Origin of the sequence: Algoriphagus sp. AK58 (genome assembly GCF_014324365.1) — a bacterium.
Lineage (GTDB): Bacteria > Bacteroidota > Bacteroidia > Cytophagales > Cyclobacteriaceae > Algoriphagus.
On sequence record NZ_QEIG01000008.1, the window covers coordinates 397,854 to 420,671 of the forward strand.

Annotated in this window: 19 protein-coding genes; 12 read left to right on the forward strand and 7 right to left on the reverse strand. The window is 45.3% G+C overall.

Annotation, left to right across the window (positions count from 1 at the left end; translation table 11 throughout):
• Nucleotide 1 precedes the first annotated feature (1 nt).
• From queD to DDT91_RS08580, 5 genes are all read left to right on the forward strand, one after another.
• Nucleotides 2-412 carry a 6-carboxytetrahydropterin synthase QueD gene (queD, locus tag DDT91_RS08560; RefSeq protein WP_187175757.1) on the forward strand — a complete coding sequence of 137 codons (411 nt, stop codon included), beginning with the start codon at nt 2-4 and terminating at the stop codon, nt 410-412.
• 108 nt (nt 413-520) lie between these two features.
• Nucleotides 521-1,249 (forward strand): DUF542 domain-containing protein, encoded by a 729-nt coding sequence (locus tag DDT91_RS08565; RefSeq protein WP_187175758.1) that lies wholly within the window; start codon nt 521-523, stop codon nt 1,247-1,249.
• Nucleotides 1,250-1,260: 11 nt separating this feature from the next.
• A complete protein-coding gene (locus tag DDT91_RS08570; protein ID WP_187175759.1) occupies nt 1,261-2,397 on the forward strand; it encodes a hypothetical protein in 1,137 nt (378 codons plus the stop codon).
• 13 nt (nt 2,398-2,410) lie between these two features.
• Nucleotides 2,411-2,767: a hypothetical protein gene (locus DDT91_RS08575; RefSeq protein WP_187175760.1), complete on the forward strand. Its 357-nt coding sequence runs from the start codon at nt 2,411-2,413 to the stop codon at nt 2,765-2,767.
• 75 nt (nt 2,768-2,842) lie between these two features.
• Nucleotides 2,843-5,107 carry a TonB-dependent receptor domain-containing protein gene (locus tag DDT91_RS08580; protein ID WP_187175761.1) on the forward strand — a complete coding sequence of 755 codons (2,265 nt, stop codon included), beginning with the start codon at nt 2,843-2,845 and terminating at the stop codon, nt 5,105-5,107.
• A 57-nt stretch (nt 5,108-5,164) separates the two neighbouring features.
• On the opposite strand, the gene moaCB is transcribed toward DDT91_RS08580, so the two are convergent.
• Nucleotides 5,165-6,076, reverse strand: a complete 912-nt coding sequence (gene moaCB, locus DDT91_RS08585; RefSeq protein ID WP_187175762.1) for a bifunctional molybdenum cofactor biosynthesis protein MoaC/MoaB — start codon at nt 6,074-6,076, stop codon at nt 5,165-5,167.
• Nucleotides 6,077-7,336, reverse strand: a complete 1,260-nt coding sequence (locus DDT91_RS08590) for a pyridoxal-dependent decarboxylase (protein ID WP_255502057.1) — start codon at nt 7,334-7,336, stop codon at nt 6,077-6,079.
• Between the two features lie 272 nt (nt 7,337-7,608).
• Here DDT91_RS08590 and DDT91_RS08595 point away from each other — a divergent pair, with 272 nt between their 5' ends.
• Together DDT91_RS08595 and DDT91_RS08600 are read left to right on the forward strand one after the other, a co-directional pair.
• On the forward strand, nt 7,609-8,160 hold the full coding sequence (locus tag DDT91_RS08595) for a fasciclin domain-containing protein (protein WP_187175763.1): 552 nt from the start codon (nt 7,609-7,611) through the stop codon (nt 8,158-8,160).
• Nucleotides 8,161-8,274: 114 nt separating this feature from the next.
• The gene (locus tag DDT91_RS08600) at nt 8,275-8,721 is read left to right on the forward strand and encodes an Rrf2 family transcriptional regulator (protein WP_187175764.1); all 447 of its coding nucleotides are present in this window, start codon (nt 8,275-8,277) and stop codon (nt 8,719-8,721) included.
• A gap of 61 nt (nt 8,722-8,782) precedes the next feature.
• Here DDT91_RS08600 and DDT91_RS08605 read toward each other — a convergent pair whose 3' ends face one another.
• The 3 genes from DDT91_RS08605 to DDT91_RS08615 all read right to left on the reverse strand — a co-directional run bounded on the left by DDT91_RS08605 (nt 8,783) and on the right by DDT91_RS08615 (nt 13,347).
• Complete coding sequence (locus tag DDT91_RS08605) at nt 8,783-10,459, reverse strand: sulfatase (protein ID WP_187175765.1); 1,677 nt, start codon at nt 10,457-10,459, stop codon at nt 8,783-8,785.
• A gap of 32 nt (nt 10,460-10,491) precedes the next feature.
• Complete coding sequence (locus DDT91_RS08610; protein ID WP_187175766.1) at nt 10,492-12,180, reverse strand: sulfatase; 1,689 nt, start codon at nt 12,178-12,180, stop codon at nt 10,492-10,494.
• An 84-nt stretch (nt 12,181-12,264) separates the two neighbouring features.
• Nucleotides 12,265-13,347: a hypothetical protein gene (locus tag DDT91_RS08615; protein ID WP_187175767.1), complete on the reverse strand. Its 1,083-nt coding sequence runs from the start codon at nt 13,345-13,347 to the stop codon at nt 12,265-12,267.
• A 219-nt stretch (nt 13,348-13,566) separates the two neighbouring features.
• Between DDT91_RS08615 and DDT91_RS08620 the strand changes: the two genes are divergently transcribed.
• Nucleotides 13,567-15,012, forward strand: coding sequence for a sulfatase-like hydrolase/transferase (locus DDT91_RS08620; protein ID WP_187175768.1), 1,446 nt, complete (start codon nt 13,567-13,569; stop codon nt 15,010-15,012).
• A 228-nt stretch (nt 15,013-15,240) separates the two neighbouring features.
• On the opposite strand, the gene DDT91_RS08625 is transcribed toward DDT91_RS08620, so the two are convergent.
• Nucleotides 15,241-17,667, reverse strand: coding sequence for a TonB-dependent receptor (locus tag DDT91_RS08625; protein ID WP_187175769.1), 2,427 nt, complete (start codon nt 17,665-17,667; stop codon nt 15,241-15,243).
• Nucleotides 17,668-17,945: 278 nt separating this feature from the next.
• On the opposite strand from DDT91_RS08625, the gene DDT91_RS08630 reads away from it, so the two are divergent.
• The 4 genes from DDT91_RS08630 to DDT91_RS08645 all read left to right on the forward strand — a co-directional run bounded on the left by DDT91_RS08630 (nt 17,946) and on the right by DDT91_RS08645 (nt 21,061).
• Nucleotides 17,946-19,109, forward strand: a complete 1,164-nt coding sequence (locus tag DDT91_RS08630) for an exo-alpha-sialidase (RefSeq protein ID WP_187175770.1) — start codon at nt 17,946-17,948, stop codon at nt 19,107-19,109.
• A gap of 112 nt (nt 19,110-19,221) precedes the next feature.
• On the forward strand, nt 19,222-19,881 hold the full coding sequence (locus tag DDT91_RS08635) for an alpha/beta hydrolase (protein ID WP_187175771.1): 660 nt from the start codon (nt 19,222-19,224) through the stop codon (nt 19,879-19,881).
• Between the two features lie 11 nt (nt 19,882-19,892).
• On the forward strand, nt 19,893-20,534 hold the full coding sequence (locus DDT91_RS08640) for a phosphoribosyltransferase (RefSeq protein WP_187175772.1): 642 nt from the start codon (nt 19,893-19,895) through the stop codon (nt 20,532-20,534).
• A gap of 89 nt (nt 20,535-20,623) precedes the next feature.
• The gene (locus tag DDT91_RS08645; protein ID WP_187175773.1) at nt 20,624-21,061 is read left to right on the forward strand and encodes a hypothetical protein; all 438 of its coding nucleotides are present in this window, start codon (nt 20,624-20,626) and stop codon (nt 21,059-21,061) included.
• Between the two features lie 8 nt (nt 21,062-21,069).
• Here the strand turns inward: DDT91_RS08645 and DDT91_RS08650 are convergent, their stop codons facing one another.
• Nucleotides 21,070-22,812, reverse strand: a complete 1,743-nt coding sequence (locus tag DDT91_RS08650; RefSeq protein ID WP_187175774.1) for an adenosylcobalamin-dependent ribonucleoside-diphosphate reductase — start codon at nt 22,810-22,812, stop codon at nt 21,070-21,072.
• Between the last annotated feature and the right edge of the window lie 6 nt (nt 22,813-22,818).

Here is a 22,818-nt window from a genome sequence, read left to right on the forward strand (position 1 = left end):
GATGATATGTATTACCAAAAAAATCGAGTTTGAAGCTGCCCATCGACTCAGCAATTACCCTGGGCCATGCAAGGAAATCCATGGCCATACCTACAAACTCGAGGTGACCGTGACGGGACCAATCGACACAGATACCGACATGGTGATGGATTTTAAAGACTTGAAAAAAATCCTCCAAAGGGCCGTTTTGGATCATTTTGATCATGCCTTAATTCTGAAGGAAAGCGAAGAAAACCGGGAAATTTTCTCAGGCTACTCAGGTAAAATCACTTGGATGGAAACCGAACCTACAGCCGAACGAATGATACAGTGGATCTTTCTTCAAATCAGGAAGGAACTCCCTCCTACTCTGGACTTGGTCGACCTTACGCTGTATGAAACCACTGGAAGTTTTGCAAGCTGGAAAAAATAATACAGGATATTTTTGTCTTTTAATAAAGAGCTGGTAAATTTGGATAGCAAAGAGGGACATAGTCCCTTTTCTTTACAACTTAAAGAGGATTACTTTATCCTTTTTTATATGGAAAATATTTCATCCTTATCCATCAGCGAGATCGTCTCCAAAGACTATAGAGCAGCGCTCGTATTTCGATCCTTCGGAATTGACTTTTGCTGCAAAGGGCATGAAACGATCTCGGAGGCTAGCCGCAGAAAAAAAACTGATCCTCAGTTGATTCTTGAAAAATTGATCGAAGTAGTTACCTCACCCACTGAGGAAAGCTTTGATTTTAAAAATTGGCCACTTTCGCTCTTAGCCAATTACATAGAGAATAAACACCATGCAATGATCCGGGAAAGAGTCCCTCTGATCAGGAAATTCTTGAAAAGAGCGGTCAATGTTCACGGCTCTCATGAACCAAACCTGAAAAAAATAAAAGCATTATTCCAAGATTCTACGGATAATCTGCAAAAACACCTTGAACAAGAGGAGCTAATTGTATTCCCCTTTATCAGAAAAATCTCCTCCGATCCTGACCGAAAAAATTTGCTTTTGGGCCCCTCTTTTCAACCCATCAGTGAACTGATCTATCACCTGATGGTCGAGCATGAAGAGGAGGAAGCTATTTGGGAGGAAATCAGAAAACTTACACATAATTATTCCCCTCCGGATTATGCTTGCAATACCTACAAAGTAGCTTTTGCCTTATTGGAAGAATTTGACGTAAGCTTGCAAAAACACATGCATTTGGAGCGAAACATCTTATTTCCTCAGGCAATCGCCTTGAATCTGGAAAAGAATCTAAACTAGGAGGAAAAGAAATGTTTGTTGCTTCCAATAAAGCGCTCTATCTACTACCACTGGTTTTGCTCAGCTTGGTGCTCGGCATTTCAGGGGGTTGGATTAGGCTGGGCAGCTTGGTCGCTCCCATTTCCGAGGCAGGGATTCACCATGGATTGATCATGACGGGAGGATTTCTAGGTACCCTGATTTCGATCGAGCGGGCGATGGTCATGGAAAAGAAAGCTTGGCTGATCATTCCCTTGCTGACAGGCACCTCGGTGATCGGATTTCTATCAGGACATGCAAGCATAGGCTTTGTCCTGCTGATGTCTGGCTCTGTCGGGTTGAGTTTGATCATGCATTTACAGACGCTCAGGCACCCTAAATTCCATACAGCACTTCTTTATGGAGGCGCAGCTTCTTGGTTTGTGGGCAATTTTCTTGCCTGGCAGACTGGACTCATCGCAGCGGGCAGCACTTGGTGGATTGGTTTTCTACTGTTTACCATCGTAGGCGAGCGTCTGGAGTTAAGTCAATTTTTACCTGTCCCCGCATGGTCCAAAAACGCTTTGAAAACTCTCTTGGCTATATTCACTCTCGGTTTGATCATCCCCTTCCATACCTGGGGCAATGAAATAATGGGGATCTCTTCCTTTCTGATTGCAGGTTGGTTGTTGATTTTTGACATGGCAAAAGTCGCTTCCCGCAAACCCGGACAATTCCGATACATCGGGATTGGGCTGCGGGTCGGTTATGTGTGGTTAGGACTTCACGGTTTGATTTTACTTGGGCTGGAAAATCATGCGCTCTACTACGATCTCATGCTGCACACCTTCTTTCTGGGTTTTACTTTTTCCATGATCTGGGCCCATGCACCAATTATCTTCCCGACCATTTTTGGGATCCGCGAGACTCCTTACCATTCGGTGTTATGGATCACATGGTTCGGTTTTCAAGGGAGTCTTTTGGGAAGGATTCTGGCAAGTTTGTCGGGGGAAGTTGCACTTCGCAAAATCTTCGGCGTAGCCAATGGATACCTGATTCTGGTCCATTTCATCCTGATGGCAGGAATAGTGTTTTGGAAGATCCGGCAATCAAAAAAAGAGCATCCTGACAGTAACCCTAGTCACCCTGAGGAATTGAAAATCGACACACCTTTGCATCCCCGTGTTTAAAACTTGGCTACATATGGCCCTTACTCTGCTCATTCTCCTCAATGGGATGGGCTACACGCTGATTCAGGTTCATTTTTATCTGGATCGGGAGCAAATCACCGCACTGCATTGTGTCAATAAAGACAAACCCGAACTCCAATGTGAAGGAAAATGCGAGCTATCGAAAAGACTATCCAATAGCAAGGACCAACAGGAGAATCAGGCAGAAATCACCCTCGAAGAGCTTTCTTTGACCTTCTTGCCAAAAAATCAGGAAAAACTTGGACTTTTCATTCCTGAAGAAAACTTTGAAATCGTAAATACCCCAATTCACAAAATGCCCCACTCTCCGGATCGGGGATCTGATTTTTTTCATCCTCCCCAAGTGTGATTTTTTCTTGAGATCCTAATCAACTATCAAAGGATACAAGTCTCAGATCCATTTTGATTTCTTAATCCCATCATCATGAAAAAGCTCTTCTCGCCGGCTGCCAGGACGATTTTTGTCCTTGCCATGGCACTCCATATCCAATATCCTGCTTTTGCCCAGGAAAAACAATCTCTACGTATCCTCGATCAGATCACCCTCGAGGGCATCCCCGGTGTCACTTACCGCTATGGTTTTCAAAAAGGAATCTCAGACGAAAGTGGTGCAATTTACCTGTTGACCGATAATGAAACTTGGCTTTACCTCAGCCACCTTAGCTATGGCAGCTGGACACTCGACCCTTTGGCAGTATCCCTAGCCATCAAAAACGGAGTGATCTCCAGAAAAGAACAGCTTCATGGCCTTCAGCCCGTGTCGGTCATTGCCCTGAAAATGAGTGAAGAAAAAGACAAGAAAATCCTCATCTCAGATCAGGAGCGACTTCACCATGACGCGGGAGCGATTCTAGGACTTGATCCCGTGGTCTCAGGCATCCGCAAAAGCAGCAGCTTTGGCTTTGATCCGGTCTTGAGAGGTTTTAAGTTTGATCAGCTCAACATCGTGGTGAATGGACTCCAATCGGCCAATGCAGCCTGTCCCAACCGCATGGATCCACCAACTTCCCAAGTAGCCCTCAACCGCATCCGAGAAATTGAAATTCTCAAAGGCCCCCATGCATTACGCTATGGAATCGGACTAGGCGGGACTATCAATTACATTCAGGAGACTCCCGATTTCAGCTCCACTCCGGGAGTTTATGGCAGAATTTCTTCTCTTTTAGAGTCCAACGGCGATGTCTGGAGAAATGATGCCCGTGTAGGATTTCAAGGAACCAATTACGACATCGGAGTCTTGGGAAGCTACTCCACAGGAAAAGACTACATCGATGGAGATGGAAATCCTGTTCCAGCGGATTTCAAACGAGGAACATTGGGCTTTTATGCTGATTTCATGGCTTCAAAGAAAGATCTGATGCAAGTATCGGTCAACCGCAACTTTGCCCGAGATGTGGATTTCCCTTCTCTTGGAATGGATTTACGTACCGATGACACTTGGATGGGAAGCCTCAAACATACGCGCAACTTTTCTGGGCGGAACCTGGCCCAATGGAACAACTCCGTTTATTTCACCCGAGTGGATCATCTGATGGACAATCTGCTTCGCGAACCCCGCATGATGGATGCAGCCACACCTGCGATCACCCAAAATTGGGGATTCCGTAGCGAAGGTGAATGGAAATTTGCTCAGGGAAAACTTTTTGCTGGAGTGGATTTCAAAGAGGAGGCTGCCGACGGCACACGAACCCGTGCCATTACCATGGGCCCCATGAAAGGGAAAACTTTTTATGACAATCTATGGCAGGACTCGCAGATCCAAAAAACCGGACTTTTCGCCAATTACCTTATCCCAGTAGGAGGAACTGTCATCAGTACCTCCGGTCGATTGGAAGTAAATCAGGCTGTGGCCAATAATGCCGCAGAGGAATTCGCTCAGTTGCATAGTGATGTAGAAAACACACAACTCAATCCGGGAATAAGTATCGGTGCACAACGGGATTTGGGAAAGGCGTTTAGCCTCGGTATTTGGGCTGCTAGTGTAAGGAGAAGCGGAAGCCTTCTGGAGCGATACATCAACTTTCTGGCCGTGGGAATGGATCCATGGGAATTGGTGGGTGACCCGCAGATTAGGCCCGAAAACAACAACGAACTGGACTTGGTGCTTGGATTCAGCCGTGAAAAAATCTCCCTCGAACTCACCCTTTTCGGCTCATATATGACCGACTACATCTCTTCGGTAAAAACAAACCTCAAGCCTCGCTTGGCTACCAGTCCGGGAGTTCGTCAGTATGTGAATATAGAGGAGGCGATAAAGACTGGCTTCGAACTCAATTTCAAACAGCAACTTGGCGCTAACCTTAGCCATAACCTTGGGGTAGCTTACACATATGGCAAAGATCTGATTCTAGATGCGCCACTTCCCGAAATTGCGCCTTTAGATCTCCGCTATGGCTTACGGGGTCATTTATTGGACGGAAAGCTTCAAGCAGGTCTCAATCTGAGACATGTACTGGCTCAAGAGCGAGTTTCGGAGGCATTTGGAGAAGGCAGTACTCCGGGTTTCACCCTACTTGATTTAGATGCCAGCTATCCCATCGGAAATATGCTTTTGGTCAAAGGTGGAATTCAAAACCTCTTCGGAGAAACGTACTACGAGCACTTAACCCGTCCCATCGGAACAAACAAAACGCCGATGTATGCACCGGGGAGAAATTACTTCGTGATGGTAAGTTTTAAGTTTCCTTGATTGGCTGACCAAGATGCAGACCTGCCAGGTATTGAAAACCTGGCAGGTCTTTTTACCTCAATCGTGCCTAGCACCTTCCATCACTTTGAAAATGTGAAGGATAGCAGGAAAAACTGCATCGATGGATTCTCCTGCTCCCGAAGTGGAGCCCGGCAAAGCCAAAATGATCGTATTCCCGATCTGCCCAGCCAATGACCTGGAAAGCATGGCATAAGGCGTGCGCTGCTGCCCGTAGTTACGGATAGCCTCCTCAATTCCGGGGATGCGCCGATCCAATAGTTCCTCCAATGCTTCCGGTGTCACATCTCGCGGAGAAAGTCCAGTTCCACCGGTAAAAATCACCAAATCCACCCCTGAATCCGAGGCTTTTTTTGCATGGTGTTGGATCTGCTCCCGATCATCGGGAATAATCACCTTATCAAGGAGATCGACCCCAAACTTTTCCAGTTTTTCCCGAATCACTTCTCCTGCTCGATCCTCTCCCTTTCCTGCTGCTATCGTATCCGAACAAACTACAATGCGGGCTGTAATGGACCTTTCACCCACAGGAGTTCGGTCAGATTTACCTCCCTTTTTCTCCACCAATTTGATCTGCTCGATGGTCACACCTTTATCGATCGGTTTGAGCATATCATACATGGTCAGCGCCACCACAGAGGCCGCATGCATGGCTTCGACTTCTACGCCTGTTTTGTAAATCGTGTGGATTTCTACAAAAATCCTCACTTCCGTCACGTCTACTTCATAACTCACTGCGGTGTACTCAACGGGAAGCGGATGACAATCAGGAATCATATCCGCTGTACGCTTGGCGGCAAAAAGTCCCGCGACACGGGCGCACTCAAGAACGTCTCCTTTTGGAACAGTTCGATGTTGAATCGCTTGGATCGTTTCGGGCAAACTGACTTTGACTATCGCCTGCGCGATGGCTTTGCGAAGGGTATTACTTTTTGGCGTGATGTTGACCATTTAATTTGGACTTAAACTTTTGGAAGATACCAAATCGTGGATAAAATCCTTTAGATGCTCGATTTCCACATGATCCATCAACACGATTTTTAACCATTGATTGGATTCATCATGTGATTGGGGAACGAGATTATACTTGTGGGCTATTTCGATAGGCACGCACTCAGACCGGATGGTCACGATGTTCATTTCGGGTTCTCGAAAATAGCTTACTCCCAATTGATCCAATTGCTTGCATAGCCAGTTGGTGCGCATCTTGATCACCGAGATTTTTTCATACCACTTATGCGGACCATAGGTCGTCAGAATCACCCACACAGCGACAGCGTTTGCTCCGGACCGGCTACCGCAAAGAGTGAGATCCATGCCTTCCACATACTTGGCTTCGGAGGTAAGTACATTTTCGATTAGCCCTTTTCGACACACAAAAATCCCTGTCCCATAGGGAGCCTGAAGCATTTTGTGTGCATCGATGGTAATGGAAGAGACGTCAGGATTGGTGAAGTTGATCTGATTTTCAAAGTCGCCAAAAGGATAGACAAAACCTCCATAGGCCCCATCTATGTGCAACCGAAAGGGAACCTGATATTCTTTTAGCACATCGGTGTAGACAATAGGATTATCCACCGAACCAAACATCGTCGTTCCCATATTGGATACTATGATGAAATACTTTTTGCCTTTGGATAGACTGGATAGCAGGCCTTGTCTCACTGCATCCGAAGTCAATTCACGGGTGACAGGATCGACGGCAATTTTTTCCCAATCCAGCATCAGCAGATTCGCTGCTTTGGGGATGGAATAGTGGGTATCCTCGGAAGCTAATATGACGATCTCATCCAACTTGGCTCCATGCTTTTTCAGGTATTCATTTCGATAGATCCAGATAGCCTGCACATTGGCTTCTGTGCCACCTGGAGAAATGTATCCATCATATTGACCATCCTCTATTTTAAACAAGTCAACCGCAATCATACTAAGTACTTCCCGCTCGATGGCTTGGGTACCTTTGAAAGCAAACTCCGAAGTTCCGAAAGTATGGCAGCCGATGTGGTTGGGATTGGCAATGTAGGTGCTAAGCACCGGCATTTCTCTGAGGAAAAGGGATTCGTTGGTAAAAACCTTTTCATCCAACTTGGACGCCGGATAGCCGAGACTTGCGTCCTTGGAAAAATCCACATTATCCTTCAATGCCTGCTGCACCCGAGCGAGCCGCTCCTCGGGAGTGAGCTTTTTCCAATATTTCATTTCTATTTTCATTTCAAGGATATTTATCCGGGCTTATTCGGACAAAAATATCGGTTCTTTTTGAGTCAAAGCCTGACCATTGTCATTTTCTATTTTTGCCGCTCATTATTAGGCAAGAAAATCCTGAGAAAAATCACATTTTATTTAGAAAAATATTAAAGGATTTTTTTGTCTTTTATTTGATTTCAAAATAGCTTTGATAAGCTAAAAAACAAGCTGAAAAAGAAATGAAAAGCTGAAATTCAGGACAATTCAATCTCCATCTATCCTTTAATCCCATCCCTATGAAAAAGTTGTTTTATCTCACTAGCTTACTTTTGACGCTGTTCCTCTACTCGTGTGGAGGACAGCCTCAAGAGGGTAATTCCGATGCGACCGCAACCGATCCCGGACCAGGTCAATCTGCAGTACAGGACGATGTATCCAACCCCAACATTGTTCAGGTGGCTGTCGGATCCGTTGATCACAGTACATTGGTGGCTGCCTTGAAGGCCGCAGATTATGTAGATGCCTTAACCAATGTAGGACCTTTCACCGTTTTTGCACCGACCAATTCGGCATTTGATGCCTTGCCAGCCGGCACCTTGGACGATTTGGTCAAACCGGAAAATCAACGAAAACTCCGCGATATTCTTGAGTATCATGTCGTATTGGGGGTGTACAAACCCGTGGATTTTGTAAACGGAAGAAATCTCGGCACTGCCGACGGGCGGTCTGTCACCGTTGCTGTGTCTGAGGACGGGACTGTCACTATCAACGGAGCAAAAATCATAGGCACTGTATCCGCATCCAACGGAATCATTCACGTCGTAGACCAAGTGCTACTGCCTAAATAGTCTTTTAGTTTAAACAAGGTTGTTATGGTTTTTTTCGGAAAGGCCGGAGTTATGTGACTTCCGGCTTTTTTCCTTTCGTAAGAGCCAATTATATTACGGACAAATTTATCCACGATGTTTTCCCAAGCCTCTAAATATGCCATCAAGTCCGTGATTTACATCTGGACTCAAAGTCTCGAAGACCGTAAAGTAGGAGCCAAGGAAATCGGTCATAACATTGGCGCACCTGAGGCATTTACAGCCAAAATCCTCCAAAATCTCACTAAAGCAAAAATTGTGGGTTCGATCAAGGGTCCCAATGGAGGGTTTTTCGCAGATGAATCCCATGCCAAATACACCCTAAAAGATGTGGTCAAAATCGTCGATGGAGATCATCTTTTTTCAGGATGCAGCCTAGGGCTTCCCAAATGCTCAGAGAAAAACCCCTGCCCCCTGCATTTTGAGGTGGTCAAGGTGAGAAAGGAAATCGATCATATGCTCACTTCCAAAAGCCTCAAGCACCTTGCCGTAGAAGTGATCAAAGGTCAAACCAGACTGGCGGATATAGGATCGGGACTTTAACCTACTCTTTTGTTTTTTTAGTCTTTTGCGAAGTGAAGTGATAAACTTATCACTTTAGACTCTACTTCTTTGCCCTATTTTTTAATTCCACCGCACGCTCTTTGCTGATTCCCCAAACCTTCCCCTGTACCGCATCATCTAAGAGCCTGTCAATGTAGCTTTGACTTATCTCCGAACTATCCTTGTATTTCACCCGAAGTGCTTCCAATCGGGCATGAAGGTCTTTTTTCACTGCAGCATAAGCAGGATCGTTGTAGACGTTTTTCAGCTCCTGAGGATCCTTGATGCGGTCGATCAATTCCCATTGATCCTCCACGAAGTAATAGTGAATGAGCTTGTATTCTTGGGTCACGATGGCGTAGTGCCGATTGACCATGTGCTCGGCGGGATATTCGTAATAGTGGTAATACACTGCATCCCTAGTCCATTTTTCGGCATTTCCTGTAAGCAAAGGAATCAAACTTTCACCTTGCATATCCGCAGGGGCAGGTACCCCAGCTGCGTCCAAGAAAGTCTGTGCAAAATCCAGGTTTTGAACCAACGCATCAGAGCGGGTTCCGGCCTTGGTTTTCCCAGGCCATGCCATCAAAAGCGGTGTTTTGAAACTTTCATCATAGACAAATCGCTTGTCATACCAGCCGTGCTCGCCCAGGTAAAACCCTTGGTCGGAAGTGTATACGATGATCGTATTTTCCATCAGTTTATTCGCTTCCAGATAATCCAACAACCTCCCTACATTTTCATCCACGGCTTTGATCGTACCCAAATAGTCCTGCATGTAGCGCTGATATTTCCAGCGCATCTTATCTTCATCACTCATGGAAGGATACTTTTTGATAAATTCTTCATCGATCCGACCATAATATTTTCGGAAGTTTTCAGCTTGGGAGGGAGTAAATCGAGCAAATTCACTTTTGTACCGTATGGTGTCATACCCACCTACATCGGCAATGCCCAGTTGCTTCATGATAGCTGGATGGAGTTTGTTGTCACCCGACCATCCCATGTGCTTGAGAATGTTCATCTCTGCTTCTCCTGCAGGGGAAGTTCGGCCTGAATAATCATCAAAAAGCGTGGACGGTTCAGGGAAGGTTCTCTTGGTAAACTCTTCCATGTGCCGCTCTGCCATCAGCCAGGGCCGGTGAGGTGACTTGTGCAGGTACATCAGCATAAATGGCTGATCGGCTTTTCGTTCATTTTGCAGCCATTCCAAAGTCATGTCTGTCACGATATCGGTCACGTATCCTTCTACTCTGATGTTGCCCTCATTTTTGGTGATAAAGTCCGGATTGTAATAGGAGCCCTGCCCAGGCAAAATCTTAAACTGATCAAAGCCTTTGGGATTGTTGCCAAAGTGAAGTTTGCCAAACATCGCTGTCTGATATCCCGCTTTCTGCAAAAGCTGAGGGAAAGTCACATTGGTGGTATCAAAGGGAAAATGGTTGTCAATCTTACCATTCAAGTGAGAGTGCTTGCCTGTCAAAATCGTCGCCCGACTTGGAGCACAGATGGAATTGGTCACCGAAGCTTGGGTAAAGAGCATGCCCATTTTGGCAATCCGATCGATATTTGGAGTCTCGATGAGTTTGTTATCATAAGCTGAAATAGCCTGATAGGCATGATCATCCGACATGATGAAAATGATATTCGGCCGGTCAGATTTTGGATTGGGTTGAGCCCAAACTGTTAAGGCGAAGGCCAAAAGCCCCAACGTCAAAAAGAGTAATCGATTTACCATCTGCTTATTTTTTATAATTCTTGGGGAAATCATCACTTCGATTTTTTCCTGTTTTCCAGGATTTGTTTGGTCACTTCCTTGTTAGCTCCTCCAAACTGCTGAGTCTGCTCCAAGCGATCCAGGTAGCGATCGATATAGCTTTGTGAAAGTTCTTTGCTGTCCCCATATTTCTCCCTAAGTCCATCAAGTTTGCGATGCAATTCTGCCTTGATTTCGGCGTAGGCAGGATCATCGTACACGTTTTTGAGTTCCTGAGGATCCTTGATTCGGTCAATCAGTTCCCATTCATCCGTGTCAAAATAATAGTGTGTCAGCTTATACTCCTTGGTCACGATGGCGTAATGCCGCTTCACCATGTGTACCGAAGGATACTCGTAATAGTGATAATACACCGCATCTCGAGTCCATTTTTCGGTATTGCCTGTAAGGAGCGGAACCAGACTCTCCCCCTGCATATCTGCTGGGGAAGGGATTCCTGCCGCCTCCAAAAAGGTCTGGGCAAAATCCAGATTCTGTACCATTTCGTCGGTACGGCTTCCGGCTTTTACTTTTCCGGGCCAGGCCACGAGCAAGGGTGTCTTAAAGCTCTCGTCATAGACAAAGCGTTTGTCAAACCACCCATGCTCTCCTAGGTAAAAACCCTGGTCAGAGGTATAGACGATAATCGTATTATCCATCAGATTATTTGCCTCCAGGTAATCAAGGACCCGACCGACATTTTCATCCACGGCCTGAATCGTCCCCAAGTAGTCCTGCATGTAGCGCTGGTAGCGCCACTGCATTTTTTCCTTTTCGGTCATCTTGGGAAAAGCCTTTTTGAATTCCTCATTCATCGGTCCATAGACGGCATCCCAATTGGCCCGCTGGGCAGGATTTAAGCGGCCCACCTCCCGATTAAATGCACCTTTGTCCCAACCGGAAGCATCGGGAATCCCCAGTTCGTCCATGACTTCAGGGTAAATCTTGGAATCCCCGGCCCAGTTCATGTGCTTCAACAGATTCATTTCCGCCTCTTTGGCCGCCCGTCCACGACCGGAATAATCATCAAAAAGCGTGGCAGGCTCCGGAAAAGTGCGTTTGGTGAAATCAGCAATATGACGCTCCGCAGGCAACCACTCGCGATGGGGGGCTTTATGGAGATAGAAAAGCAAGAAAGGCTGATCTTTCTTTCGCTCATTTTGCAGCCAATCCAAGGTCATATCTGTAATGATGTCGGTGACATAGCCTTCGACTTTGATATTCCCCTCGTGTTTGGTAATAAAATCGGGATTGTAATAAGCGCCCTGACCCGGTAAAATCTTAAACTGATCAAAGCCTTTGGGATTATTGCCAAAGTGAAGCTTGCCAAACATAGCTGTCTGGTAACCGGCTTTTTGGAAAAGCTGAGGAAAGGTCACGTTGGTGGTATCGAATGGAAAATCATTGTCAATCTTCCCATTCAAGTGACTGTGCTTACCTGTCAAAATCGTCGCACGACTTGGTGCACAGATCGAATTGGTCACCGTGGCATTGGTGAATAGCATTCCCATCTTGGCAATTCGGTCGATGTTTGGTGTCTCGATCAAGTGATTGCTATAAGCCGATATGGCCTGATAAGCATGATCATCGGACATGATAAAGATGATGTTGGGGCGCTTGTTTTTTTCTTCTTCTACCTTGGCACAGGCAAATGAAACTAATACTATAAAAATCGGAATAAGACGGAAGAATGACTTTTTCATGGACTGGTCTTCAGAAATTAGGCGGGTTTAGGGGTAAGATATCAACTTGATTTTAGAAGGACTAACCAACAATCAAATTTTGTCCTATTGAGGTCTTTCTTTTGCAAAAAGGTCTTTCATGACCTTAATTTTTTTTGGATCCTCCACCAAGGACTGATCCGAAAACATCATGATCCCGGAAGACGGTGCTTTTGACCCCTCGATCATGACTCTTCTGAACTCTTCAGGGCTAACGATCCCGGGATTGTTGTGGGACTGCACAATCGGCCAAATTTGAGTTTTTGAAAGCCTTTCAGGGCCTAGGGTTTGACCCAACCAAGCCACATATTCACCCACCCAAGAAGTAGGCCTTCCCTTCATATGGTGAAAAAGCATCGGGGACAAGACATCCGCTCGCTCAGCCAATGCTACAGGATCCAAGCCCATGGTCCGATACAAGGCCGAATCATAATCAGCCGGATACCAGGCACAGTGAAACACGCCCAGTTTGGCCGTAGGCTGTTGAGACTTGAGGATTTTGCCCATATCCTCTACCCATCCGTTGAGAATTTCTACTCTCCAGGATCTCCATTCCGGATCTGCATTTTCCAAAATCCACTTGGCTTTCTGAGGAATAGTCTCTCCGGGAATAACCTTATTCAAACTTGCACCAAAAGCACCCGTGCAACGATCACAAAAGCAAGTCTCGGGCAAAATAGGCTCCGGGGTCTCAAACTGAGCATGCCAATGCACGTAATCCAGAAAGACTCCGTCCACTTGGTATTCCTTCAACATCTCTCTCAACTGCATTGACCTATATTCCTTAAAACCAGGATGAGTCGGACAAATCCCCATGAACCAATCCGCAGGAGGTGACTTTTCTCCTTTCTCATCAATAGGCCAAGCACCGGGGTGATCGATCAGATATTCTTTTCCATTCAGGGTGGGAAACTCCACAAAAACCTTCGCCCCCTGCACTTTGGACGTCTCATAAAATTCCCGATTGAGTGAAACACTTCTGACAAACACTGCATTCATCCCCAATGAATCAAAGGAATACCCCGCTTTCAACAAGGTACCCGGATTGCCATAGACTCCTTTGACAAACTCTTCAGAGACTTCTTTGGAAGGATTGGGCTTGCATGAGCAAATGCCAATAAGCAAAAGAAACAACAGGAAATTCTTCATAGTCAAAGGGATGATTTGGGCTAGGCTAATCTGTACAAAAGAAACCAATCTTGTTTCAAATTCCCATCCCTTATTTTATCTGAGAAATCCTGTAAGAGAAATTCCGCCCAGGTGATTTGGAAGGGACTCGAATGAAACCAACTTTTTACCGTTGGTACCATCAGAAGATGAGAAAGTTTAGTATGTTATCCTTTGTAATCCCATCACCTTGTACCAAAAATGAAGAATTACCTCTTGCTCTTTTTGGCTTTTCTGGCTTGGTCTTGCCAAGAAAAGAAACCTGTTCAACCCAATATCCTATTTCTTTTTGCAGATGATCAACGGGCAGATGCCTTGGGGATTTCAGGAAACCCATTCCTCCAAACCCCCACAATCGATCATCTAGCTCTAAATGGAGTTCGATTTACCAATACCTATGTCATGGGGGGACATCACGGCGCCATTTGCATGGCTAGCCGGGCTATGCTTTTCAGCGGAAAGCAGCTTTTTCAAGTTTATGACCGCCTTCAAGGACTGGAAACGATGACCATGGATTTTGCCAAAGCGGGTTACACCACCTTTGGCACCGGAAAATGGCACAACGAAAAAGAAGCCTTTGAAACCAGTTTCCAACAGGCAAAAAACGTGTTTCTGGGAGGAATGGCCGATCACTACGCCGTGGCAGTCCGTGATTATGATTCATTGGGCAGACTAGGCAACCCCAAGATCAAAGGTTATTCCACAGACATTTTCACCCAAAGTGCCATTGAATTTATCCAATCACAAAAAGATTCAGACAATCCATTCTTTTGCTATGTGGCCTTTACAGTACCCCACGACCCCTATTCTCCAAAACCGGATCACATAGGAGACTATCCGGATGGAAGCATATCTCTCCCTGCTAACTACCTTCCCCTTCATCCGTTCCAATTTGACGATCTGATCGTGAGAGATGAAAATCTCACAGGTTGGCCACGAAAGCCTGAAGTGATTCAGATGATTCTTTCGGACTATTACAGCATGATCACTGATCTCGACACACAAATCTCCAAAATCATCGCCACACTCAAAGAAACCGGCAAATTTGAAAACACAATCATCGTCTATGCCGCAGATAATGGCCTTGCAGCAGGTAGCCATGGACTTTTGGGCAAACAATCTCTTTATGAACATAGCATCAAAGTGCCACTGATCATCCAAGGTCCTGGGATTCCCAAGAATAAAAGTTTTGACGCTTTTGCCTACATCCATGACATATATCCAACCTTGGCAGAGTTGGCAGGACTTCCTAAGCGAGAAGATTTGGATGGGAAAAGTTTGGTTCCGGTTATTGACGGTGAGCAGGAAGAAATCAGGGAAGTCATGTTCAATGCATACAGACACACGGTAAGATCTGTAAGAAAGGAAAATTGGAAACTGATCCGCTACCCCGAGCGAGATTTCACGCAATTGTTTGACTTGGCCACAGATCCCCAAGAGATGACCAACCTTGCCGACGACCCAAGCTTGGCCGAGACGAAGAATGAGCTAATCAGTCTTCTTGAAAAAAGTCAATCCTCCGCAGGGGACACAATTTCTTTCACCGCAAAAACCATCAAACCTCTCGCTTATAATCCGGATACCTTGGTCAGAAAACCAGACCAATGGCAGCCACCCTACATTTTAAAAAGGTATTTTGACCAATAAAGAGTACAGACCTCAACCCAAGCGCTCCGAATTAGATGAATTTTCGGGGCTTATTTTCCCACAAGTCAGACCAATCTGTTTTCAGAAAACTGATCTGTCGTAAGACGGAAAAATCCCAAACCTCTCATGAAAGAATCAGTCTTGATAATGATTTGATCTGTTTGGGAAAAGAAATAAAAAAACCAGCCCCGCAGATCGAGACTGGTTCCCATTCGCTTGAAACTTGAATTAAAACTTCAGCGCAAAAGTCATATAGAAAGTACGCCCATCGGCAGGCATAATGCCCGGACCGGGATAACCACCCGCTCTTCGGGTAAAGTAGCGCTCATCGGTCAAGTTATTGACACCGGCTTTAAAGGAATGCTGCTTCCAGACATTCCAGCTTGCAGAAAGGTCCTGTACACGATATGCAGGAACCAATCCCACAGTGGCGGCAGCATTGGGCACCTCGGTATTGGAAGCATCAGAATAGGCTTTTCCAATATCACTCATCTGCCAAGTCATAGAGAATTTGCCTAGGGTATAGGTGGCACCGTACCTGTTGATTTTTCTTGGTGCATTTTCTACTTGGTTGCCTTTAAGATTGGTCCGAATGATCTCACCATTGCTGACGGAGGTTACGTCAAAGTCACCATACGTCGCATCAATAAAGGCCAAAGAGGCAAACAGGTGAAGGTATCCCACATTGGAACTTCCAAAGAGTGCTGTAACAGGATCAAATTCCACATAGCCTTCAAATCCTCTGCTGACAGAATTGCCCAAGTTGGTACGGAACTGGTAGATGCTGCCATCTTGTCTCCTTTGGGCAATAGTACCAATTCTATCGGCATAGTTGAGGTGAAAATAGCTTACGTCAAACTTGAGATAGGAAGACAAGGCACCTCGATATCCAAAATCGATATTGTATCCTCTGGAGTCCTGCAAATTAGGATCAATCACGTCTGTGGTCGCAGGTGGAGTTAGATCTGAAATCAACACCGGTCTGTAGGCTTGGGAGAAGTTTGCATAAAACTCAGAGCTTTTGGTCACATGGTACTCCGCCCCTAGGCCAAACAGCGCAAAGGAACGAGTTCGACTGATCTGATCCAGAAGCTGGGGATTGCCATTGACGATGTTAAACTGGCCCTCCATGATGGATCGGATATTTTCCACACGGACACCAGCCGTAATCAAAACTTTGTCTGAGACACGGAAGACGTTTTCTACAAAAGCCGCCAAATTGATATTAGAAAAGTCAAGGTCTCTTCGGTAATCCCCCGCTGCCACGGAGAAATCCATATCGCTTCCTGTCGTACCTACACCAAGCTGCTTTCGGTCGATGTGACCGTTGAAGTACCGGAGTCCTGACATCAAGGTCTGCTCTTTGCCAAAAAGCCGATAGGAAGAACTTAGTCGGATTTCGGAACCATAAGTGGTGTAGTAATCACGGTCCACTTGACGATTTCCCATGTCATCTTCCAGATTGATCGGTCTCATAAACCCGACACTGTTTCGCTCGGCAAAAGTTCCGAAAGCCTTCCAACTCAACTTGGTGTTGGAAGAAATCAAATATTCAGCAGAGAAGGATGGAATAAACCAAGGTGTGCTAAACCAGTTTCTTGCACGTGAACTTTGACGGGAATCTTCTGCAAACTGTGCATCGGTCAATCCTCCCGGCTGTTGACTTTCTGTATCCATGTAGGTCATTTCCATCCCTAGCTTCAGTCGGTTACTAGCCGCATAATTGATCTCCACATGCGCATGATCGGTATTAAAATAGCCGTTTTCTCTCCAGCCATTTCCGACTCTTTTTTGGTAATAGGCCGCGTAATTCCATTTTCCCTCGGTACCTCCCACATAGTTGAAGGAACTGAAAAGACCATTGCTTCCCACAGTATTGATCGTTTCTGCTGTGAAACGGGTAGATTTATCAGGTCTTCTGATCACAAAATTCATTAAGCCACCGAATTGGGAGCCATACTGCAAAGAAGAGGCTCCTCTGACGATTTCGATTTGCTCCACCACTTCCATTGGAGGGGTAAAATAAGCTTCAGGATAGCCCATGGGATCTGGGGTGATATCATATCCGTTCATCCGCACATTGAATTCCCAAGAGCGGTTGGGACTCAAACCTCTGGAAGCAACGCCAAGTTGAATTCCAGAACCGTCATTTTCCCAAATGGTAATCCCGGGGGTTTTGGCAAAAATCTGTCGGCTATTATTCATGGCCAGGTTGGCATTCAGCTCGGCAATTTTGATTACCTCGTTCTTTTTACCTGCATTGATTCGAAAATCCTCAACTTCGGCCAGGTGATCCTGCCCCAGAATTCCCCTGCTTGCAGAAAGCCTAAACTCATCCAACAACACCGCTTGCTCTTTAAGTGTCAAGTTAATTTCCTTGGTTTCTCCGGCTTCGATAGAAAAATCCTGAACCAAGGGTTCAAAACCTACGAGGCTAATTTTTAATTGATAGGTGCCTTTTGGAAAATCCTTGAGTTCATAATTCCCCTTCAAATCCGATTGAACCCCTCTCACTGTTCCGTCCAAGACTACTGAGGCTCCTTGTACAGGCAATTGGTTTTCATCTACGATTTTTCCTTTCAACACATTTTTCTGAGCCAATCCGGGAGCTGCAAGCACGAGAAATAGTCCTACAAACAAGTAAAATGATTTCATCTTTATCTAGACTTAGTATAAATAACGATGCAAACTTAAGCCCCAATCCAAAACCAAGCAATCTTTATTTAGACTTTTTCTAATTAAATTTTTTATGGGCATTCAGAACCTTTAAATCAAGGTTTCAATTACCAGAATTTCAGTGGATTGCACCGGATGCTAAATCCAAAATCAAAAACACCCACAGTCCACCTGAACCCCTTTTTTGTCAAAAGAGACGAAGAAAGTCCCTACTTTTCCGGACCTATTCTTGTACTTTTCTAGAAAATCATCCCACCATGAATCGATTTTTCACCACCATTTCAGCCTTTCTTATCTCCATCTTCAGTCTGGCCCAAGATCTAATACCGGTTTTTGAAGGCGGAAAAGAAGGTCACGCTATCTACCGAATACCTGCCATCATTTCCCTTCCCAATGGGGACCTGCTGGCATTTGCAGAAGGAAGGGTGAATGGAAGCGATGACTTCGGCGACGTTAATTTGGTCATGAAGCGAAGCCAAGATCAGGGAAGGTCATGGTCTGAAATCCAGACTTTGGTGGATTACGACACACTGCAGGCAGGCAATCCGGCTCCCGTGGTGGATCTTTTTGATCCGAATTATCCACAAGGGGTCCTATTTCTCTTTTACAATACCGGCAACAATCATGAGTACGATATCCGCTTAAATAAGGGCGTAAGGGAAGTTTGGCTGATCAAATCGTTTGATTTAGGAAAAACATGGATCGAGCCACAAAACATCACCACACAAGTCCACAGACCCAAGCATCCGAGTTTTAATCCGGCTTATGCTTTTGAAGAAGACTGGAGAAGCTATGCCAATACTCCCGGCCACGCCTTCCAATTCCAGAAAGGACCCTTTGCCGGAAGGATATTTGTTGCAGCCAATCATTCGGCAGGAGCTCCCAAGGAAGAGTTTGCCGAATACCAAGCCCATGGCTTTTTCACCGATGACAGGGGAAAAACCTTTGACATCTCCGAGTCCATCCAATTTCCGGGTAGCAATGAATCTATTGCAGCTGAACTATCCCAAGGTCGAATGATCATGAGTATCCGCAACCAAAAAGGAGATGTAAGACAGAGGATTATAGCTTTTTCCTCAGATGGAGGGAAAACTTGGGACGAACAATACTTCGAACCTCAACTTCCCGACCCCGTCAATCAAGCTTCTATTATAGATATTGGTGAAAAAGACGGAAAAACAATTTTGGCTCACTCCAATGCATCAGATCCGAACGACCGAAATAACCTAACCCTCAAAATCAGCTATGATGAGGGTAAAACTTGGACAAAATCCATCTTGATCGACCGCACCGACGATTCAAACAAACCTTCCTGGACGGCTTATTCTGACCTAGTCAAGCTCAGCGACTCTACCATCGGCATCCTTTACGAGAGAAACAATTATCAGGAGATTGTCTTCAAAACAATTCAATGGAAATGACCCTAGATGTGACCTACCATTTTTACCCTCGAATATGGAGTCTATATGTGACTAAAATCATTTTTTAAGTACCTGAATTTCACTTCCTTCAATACAAATATCCAGTACGACCATGAAGGAGGTGATTCACTTAAAGATGGAAAAACAGCCTTGGGAAGGAGATCTTTACCTTCCCCAAAGCCCAAAAGCTGTTGTCATTTTTGTACATGGAAGTGGAAGCGGGAGGTATAGTGCACGGAATAATTTCTTTGCTCAGTACCTGTTCAAAAATGGGTTTGCCTCTTTCCTTTTTGACCTCACGTTTCAAGCAGAAAAGGAATCCGGCTATTTTGAGGTCAATACTTTTTCGCAGCGACTTTCCCTGTTAACAGAGCAACTGAAACACCATAAAGGCATTTCCCATCTCCCCTTCTTTTTCTTTGGAGGAAGTACAGGTGCCGCAGTGGCCATGGCATCTGCCGCAAATCATCCCCAACTCATTAAAGGAATTATCAGTAGAGGCGGACGCGTGGATTTGGTTGCAGCTATTACTCCAAAAGTCAAATGTCCAGTCCTTCTGATCGTGGGTGAGCTGGACAGGGAAGTGTTGTACTTCAATCAAGTCGTATTCTCAAAGCTTCCCGGAAAAAAGGAATTGAAAATCATCCCGGAGGCAGGTCACCTGTTTGAAGAACCGGGGAAGCTCGAAGAAGCGGCTGTAGCTACTAAAGACTGGCTTTGCTCTCTTCTCCCTTGCGAAGAGCCCTCATTTCACATGAATCTGCATTTTTAAATCCTACTGAAATGTTCAAAGACCGAAAAGATGCCGGCATTCAACTTGGACTTGCGCTGAAAAAATTCAGCAAGGAGAATCCGCTTGTGATTGGAATCCCCAGGGGAGGAATCGAGACGGCTTACTATGTAGCCCAAGTACTTCATGCAGATATGATTCCTGTTATTTCCCGCAAACTTGGCTTTCCCTACAATCCTGAATTTGCCATGGGAGCCATTGCTGAGGATGGCAGTCTTTACCTGTCTACCTTGGCACGGTCTACTGTCAGGGAAGCGGAAATCGAGGAGATAAAAGACAGAGAAATTCAGGAGATCAAACGAAGAATAGATTTGCTAAGAGGAGGAAAACCTCTTCCCGCACTCAAGGACAGGACTGTCATCGTAGTGGATGACGGTATCGCTACCGGAGCGACGCTTTTTGCCACTCTGGAAATGTGCAAAAAACAACAGCCTAAAAAATTGATCGCAGCTGCGCCAATCTCTGGAAATGAAGCTGCTGAGAAGGTAAAATCCATGACTGATGAATCCGTCATTTTAGAAATCCCTTTTGATTTCTATGCGGTATCGCAAGGATATGATTCCTTCTCAAACCTAAGTGACGAAGCCACCATTGAGTTTATAAGAAAGTTTGAAGAGGAAAGAAAAGAAAAATAGCAAGCGCTAGAACCGGGATTAAAAATCTCTTTAATCCTTAAAAAGTAAACGAATCAACACCCAGACTTAACCATCAGATTGACAAGACCATGGAATCTAACGAATCAAAAAAAATCGGACTATGGATGGATCAAAGCCATGCCATTTTTGTAAGCTGCCAAAACAATGAAGCCTATGTAATGGAAGAAATAGAATCACCACTGGAAAGCCATGTGAGATTTCCGGGAGAAGGAAGCGATATGACCCGCTTTGGAACAGCCCTGGGTGGAACCTCAAACAATGAGAATAAAAAGAACAACACCTACACCAATCAGCTAAAAAAGTATTTCAATCAACTGAAAAAAAAAATACCTGCCAAAGGGGAAGTTTTACTAGTGGGGCCAGGCGTCCTTAAAAACCAATTCTTCAAGCAGGTGAGTGAAAATAAAAATCTTTCTTCAGTGAAGATTCATATGAAAGACGTAGACAAGATGACGATTAATCAACTCTGCGCTATGGTAAGGGAGCATTACCATTCCAAAAAATAAGTGGCTTCTTAACTGGGCAAACACGTGGTTTGGGCGGTCCTCAGGCCAGGATAAAGCATCTGCTCCCTCCCGGAGGCCGTCCTAAAAACAGTCACTCCTTTAAGTCCCAACTCCCAGGATTGCCTAAAAATCCGATCCACATCTACAGGCTTGGCAGATGTGGGCAGATTGATTGTTTTTGAAACCGCATTGTCGGTGAATTTCTGAAATGCGGCCTGATGCTTCAGGTGCCAGATCGGATCTATCTCTGTGGCCGTCTGAAGCAAGCGTTTGGTATCCTCATCCAATTCTCCACAGGTTGAACAGGAACCTGTCTCGGTGATTTTTTCGGCTACTTCACCAGACAGCAGACCTTTTGCTTTCAGGAACTCCAAGACTTTGGAGTTTACGCTTTCAAGTGTTTCTTCTCCCAAAACATTTCTTCGCTCAAAGGCCAAGGCAAACAACGGCTCAATAGAAGAAGAGGTATCCGCAAGTACAGAAATGGTGCCGGTAGGCGCAATGCTGTTGACTGTGGCATTTCTCCTGAGGTCATGAGGATAAAACACACTTTGTTCCCAAGCCGGGAAAGCGCCCCTTTCTTCTGCCAATGCTTTGGAGGCTTGCACACAGTTCGCCCGGATAAAACTCATGAGTTTTTCTCCAAGAGCCACCGCCTCCTCACTTGCATAGGGAATCCTCAACTGAAGGAGAAATTCGGCCCATCCCATCACTCCTAGACCTATTTTTCGAGTTTCCAAAGTGGCAGTCTTGATTTTGGAATTGGGAAAATTATTGACCTCAATCACATCATCCAAAAACCGGATAGCCACAGGGATCACCTTCTCCAACCTCTCCCAATCCGGAATTGCACTCTCCTGATTCGACTTTACAAACCGGGAAAGGTTGATAGAACCCAGATTACAGGATTCATAGGGCAAAAGTGGAACTTCTCCGCAGGGATTGGTGCATTGAATTCTACCTGCCCCTGGGATAGGATTGGCCTTGTGAATGGTGTCTAAAAAAACCAGACCCGGATTACCGGACTCCCATGCTCTTTTCACCAGCTCTTTCCATAGGTCTACTGCTTTGATTTGATTCACCGTTTTCCCTGTCCTGGGATTGACCAAGTGCCAATCTTCGCCTTTTTGTAATTGCGTCATAAACTGATCGCTGATTCCGACAGACAAATTGAAATGCCTCAGTCGGTTTTCTTTAGATCCCAATCTCAAGAATTCAAAAATATCGGGATGGTTGGCGTTCAATATCCCCATATTCGCCCCTAGTCTTTTGCCTCCTTGTTTTACGTGGCCAGTAGAAAAATTATAAAGCTCGATGAAGGATACAGGACCGGAAGATGTACCTCCATGAGTACCTACCCGGTCTCCTTTGGGTCTAAGATCTGAAAAATTAAATCCCGTACCTCCTCCCTTTTGCTGAACCATCGCAGCCAGCTTCAATGTATCGTAGATACTGCTTAAGCTATCATTGATCGGCAAGACAAAGCAAGAACTGAGCTGTCCTGATCCTGCACCGGCATTCATTAAGGTGGTAGAATTGGGTAAAAAATCCAGATTGGATATCAGGTCAAAAAATCGTTCCTCCCAGATGCCCCACTCTTTCTTTGTGCCCCAGGTCAGTTCGGCCATGGCTACCGATTTTGCCACCCGGTGAAACATCCCTGCAGGGGTTTCTTTTATCTGCCCCGCCTGATCTCGGATCAAATAGCGGTCATTAAGAATTTTGATGGCATTTGGGCTAAGCTTTTCCATTTTCCC

Coding starts and splice junctions, on each gene's coding strand:
- DDT91_RS08595 (WP_187175763.1), top strand. CDS start 7,609: ATGAAAAAGTTGTTTTATCTCACTAGCTTACTTTTGACGCTGTTCCTC.
- DDT91_RS08565 (WP_187175758.1), top strand. CDS start 521: ATGGAAAATATTTCATCCTTATCCATCAGCGAGATCGTCTCCAAAGAC.
- DDT91_RS08625 (WP_187175769.1), bottom strand. CDS start 17,667: ATGAAATCATTTTACTTGTTTGTAGGACTATTTCTCGTGCTTGCAGCT.
- DDT91_RS08605 (WP_187175765.1), bottom strand. CDS start 10,459: ATGGTAAATCGATTACTCTTTTTGACGTTGGGGCTTTTGGCCTTCGCC.
- DDT91_RS08620 (WP_187175768.1), top strand. CDS start 13,567: ATGAAGAATTACCTCTTGCTCTTTTTGGCTTTTCTGGCTTGGTCTTGC.
- DDT91_RS08650 (WP_187175774.1), bottom strand. CDS start 22,812: ATGGAAAAGCTTAGCCCAAATGCCATCAAAATTCTTAATGACCGCTAT.
- DDT91_RS08580 (WP_187175761.1), top strand. CDS start 2,843: ATGAAAAAGCTCTTCTCGCCGGCTGCCAGGACGATTTTTGTCCTTGCC.
- DDT91_RS08615 (WP_187175767.1), bottom strand. CDS start 13,347: ATGAAGAATTTCCTGTTGTTTCTTTTGCTTATTGGCATTTGCTCATGC.
- DDT91_RS08645 (WP_187175773.1), top strand. CDS start 20,624: ATGGAATCTAACGAATCAAAAAAAATCGGACTATGGATGGATCAAAGC.
- DDT91_RS08590 (WP_255502057.1), bottom strand. CDS start 7,336: ATGAAAATAGAAATGAAATATTGGAAAAAGCTCACTCCCGAGGAGCGG.
- DDT91_RS08630 (WP_187175770.1), top strand. CDS start 17,946: ATGAATCGATTTTTCACCACCATTTCAGCCTTTCTTATCTCCATCTTC.
- queD (WP_187175757.1), top strand. CDS start 2: ATGATATGTATTACCAAAAAAATCGAGTTTGAAGCTGCCCATCGACTC.
- DDT91_RS08610 (WP_187175766.1), bottom strand. CDS start 12,180: ATGAAAAAGTCATTCTTCCGTCTTATTCCGATTTTTATAGTATTAGTT.
- DDT91_RS08640 (WP_187175772.1), top strand. CDS start 19,893: ATGTTCAAAGACCGAAAAGATGCCGGCATTCAACTTGGACTTGCGCTG.
- DDT91_RS08570 (WP_187175759.1), top strand. CDS start 1,261: ATGTTTGTTGCTTCCAATAAAGCGCTCTATCTACTACCACTGGTTTTG.
- DDT91_RS08635 (WP_187175771.1), top strand. CDS start 19,222: ATGAAGGAGGTGATTCACTTAAAGATGGAAAAACAGCCTTGGGAAGGA.
- moaCB (WP_187175762.1), bottom strand. CDS start 6,076: ATGGTCAACATCACGCCAAAAAGTAATACCCTTCGCAAAGCCATCGCG.
- DDT91_RS08600 (WP_187175764.1), top strand. CDS start 8,275: ATGTTTTCCCAAGCCTCTAAATATGCCATCAAGTCCGTGATTTACATC.
- DDT91_RS08575 (WP_187175760.1), top strand. CDS start 2,411: ATGGCCCTTACTCTGCTCATTCTCCTCAATGGGATGGGCTACACGCTG.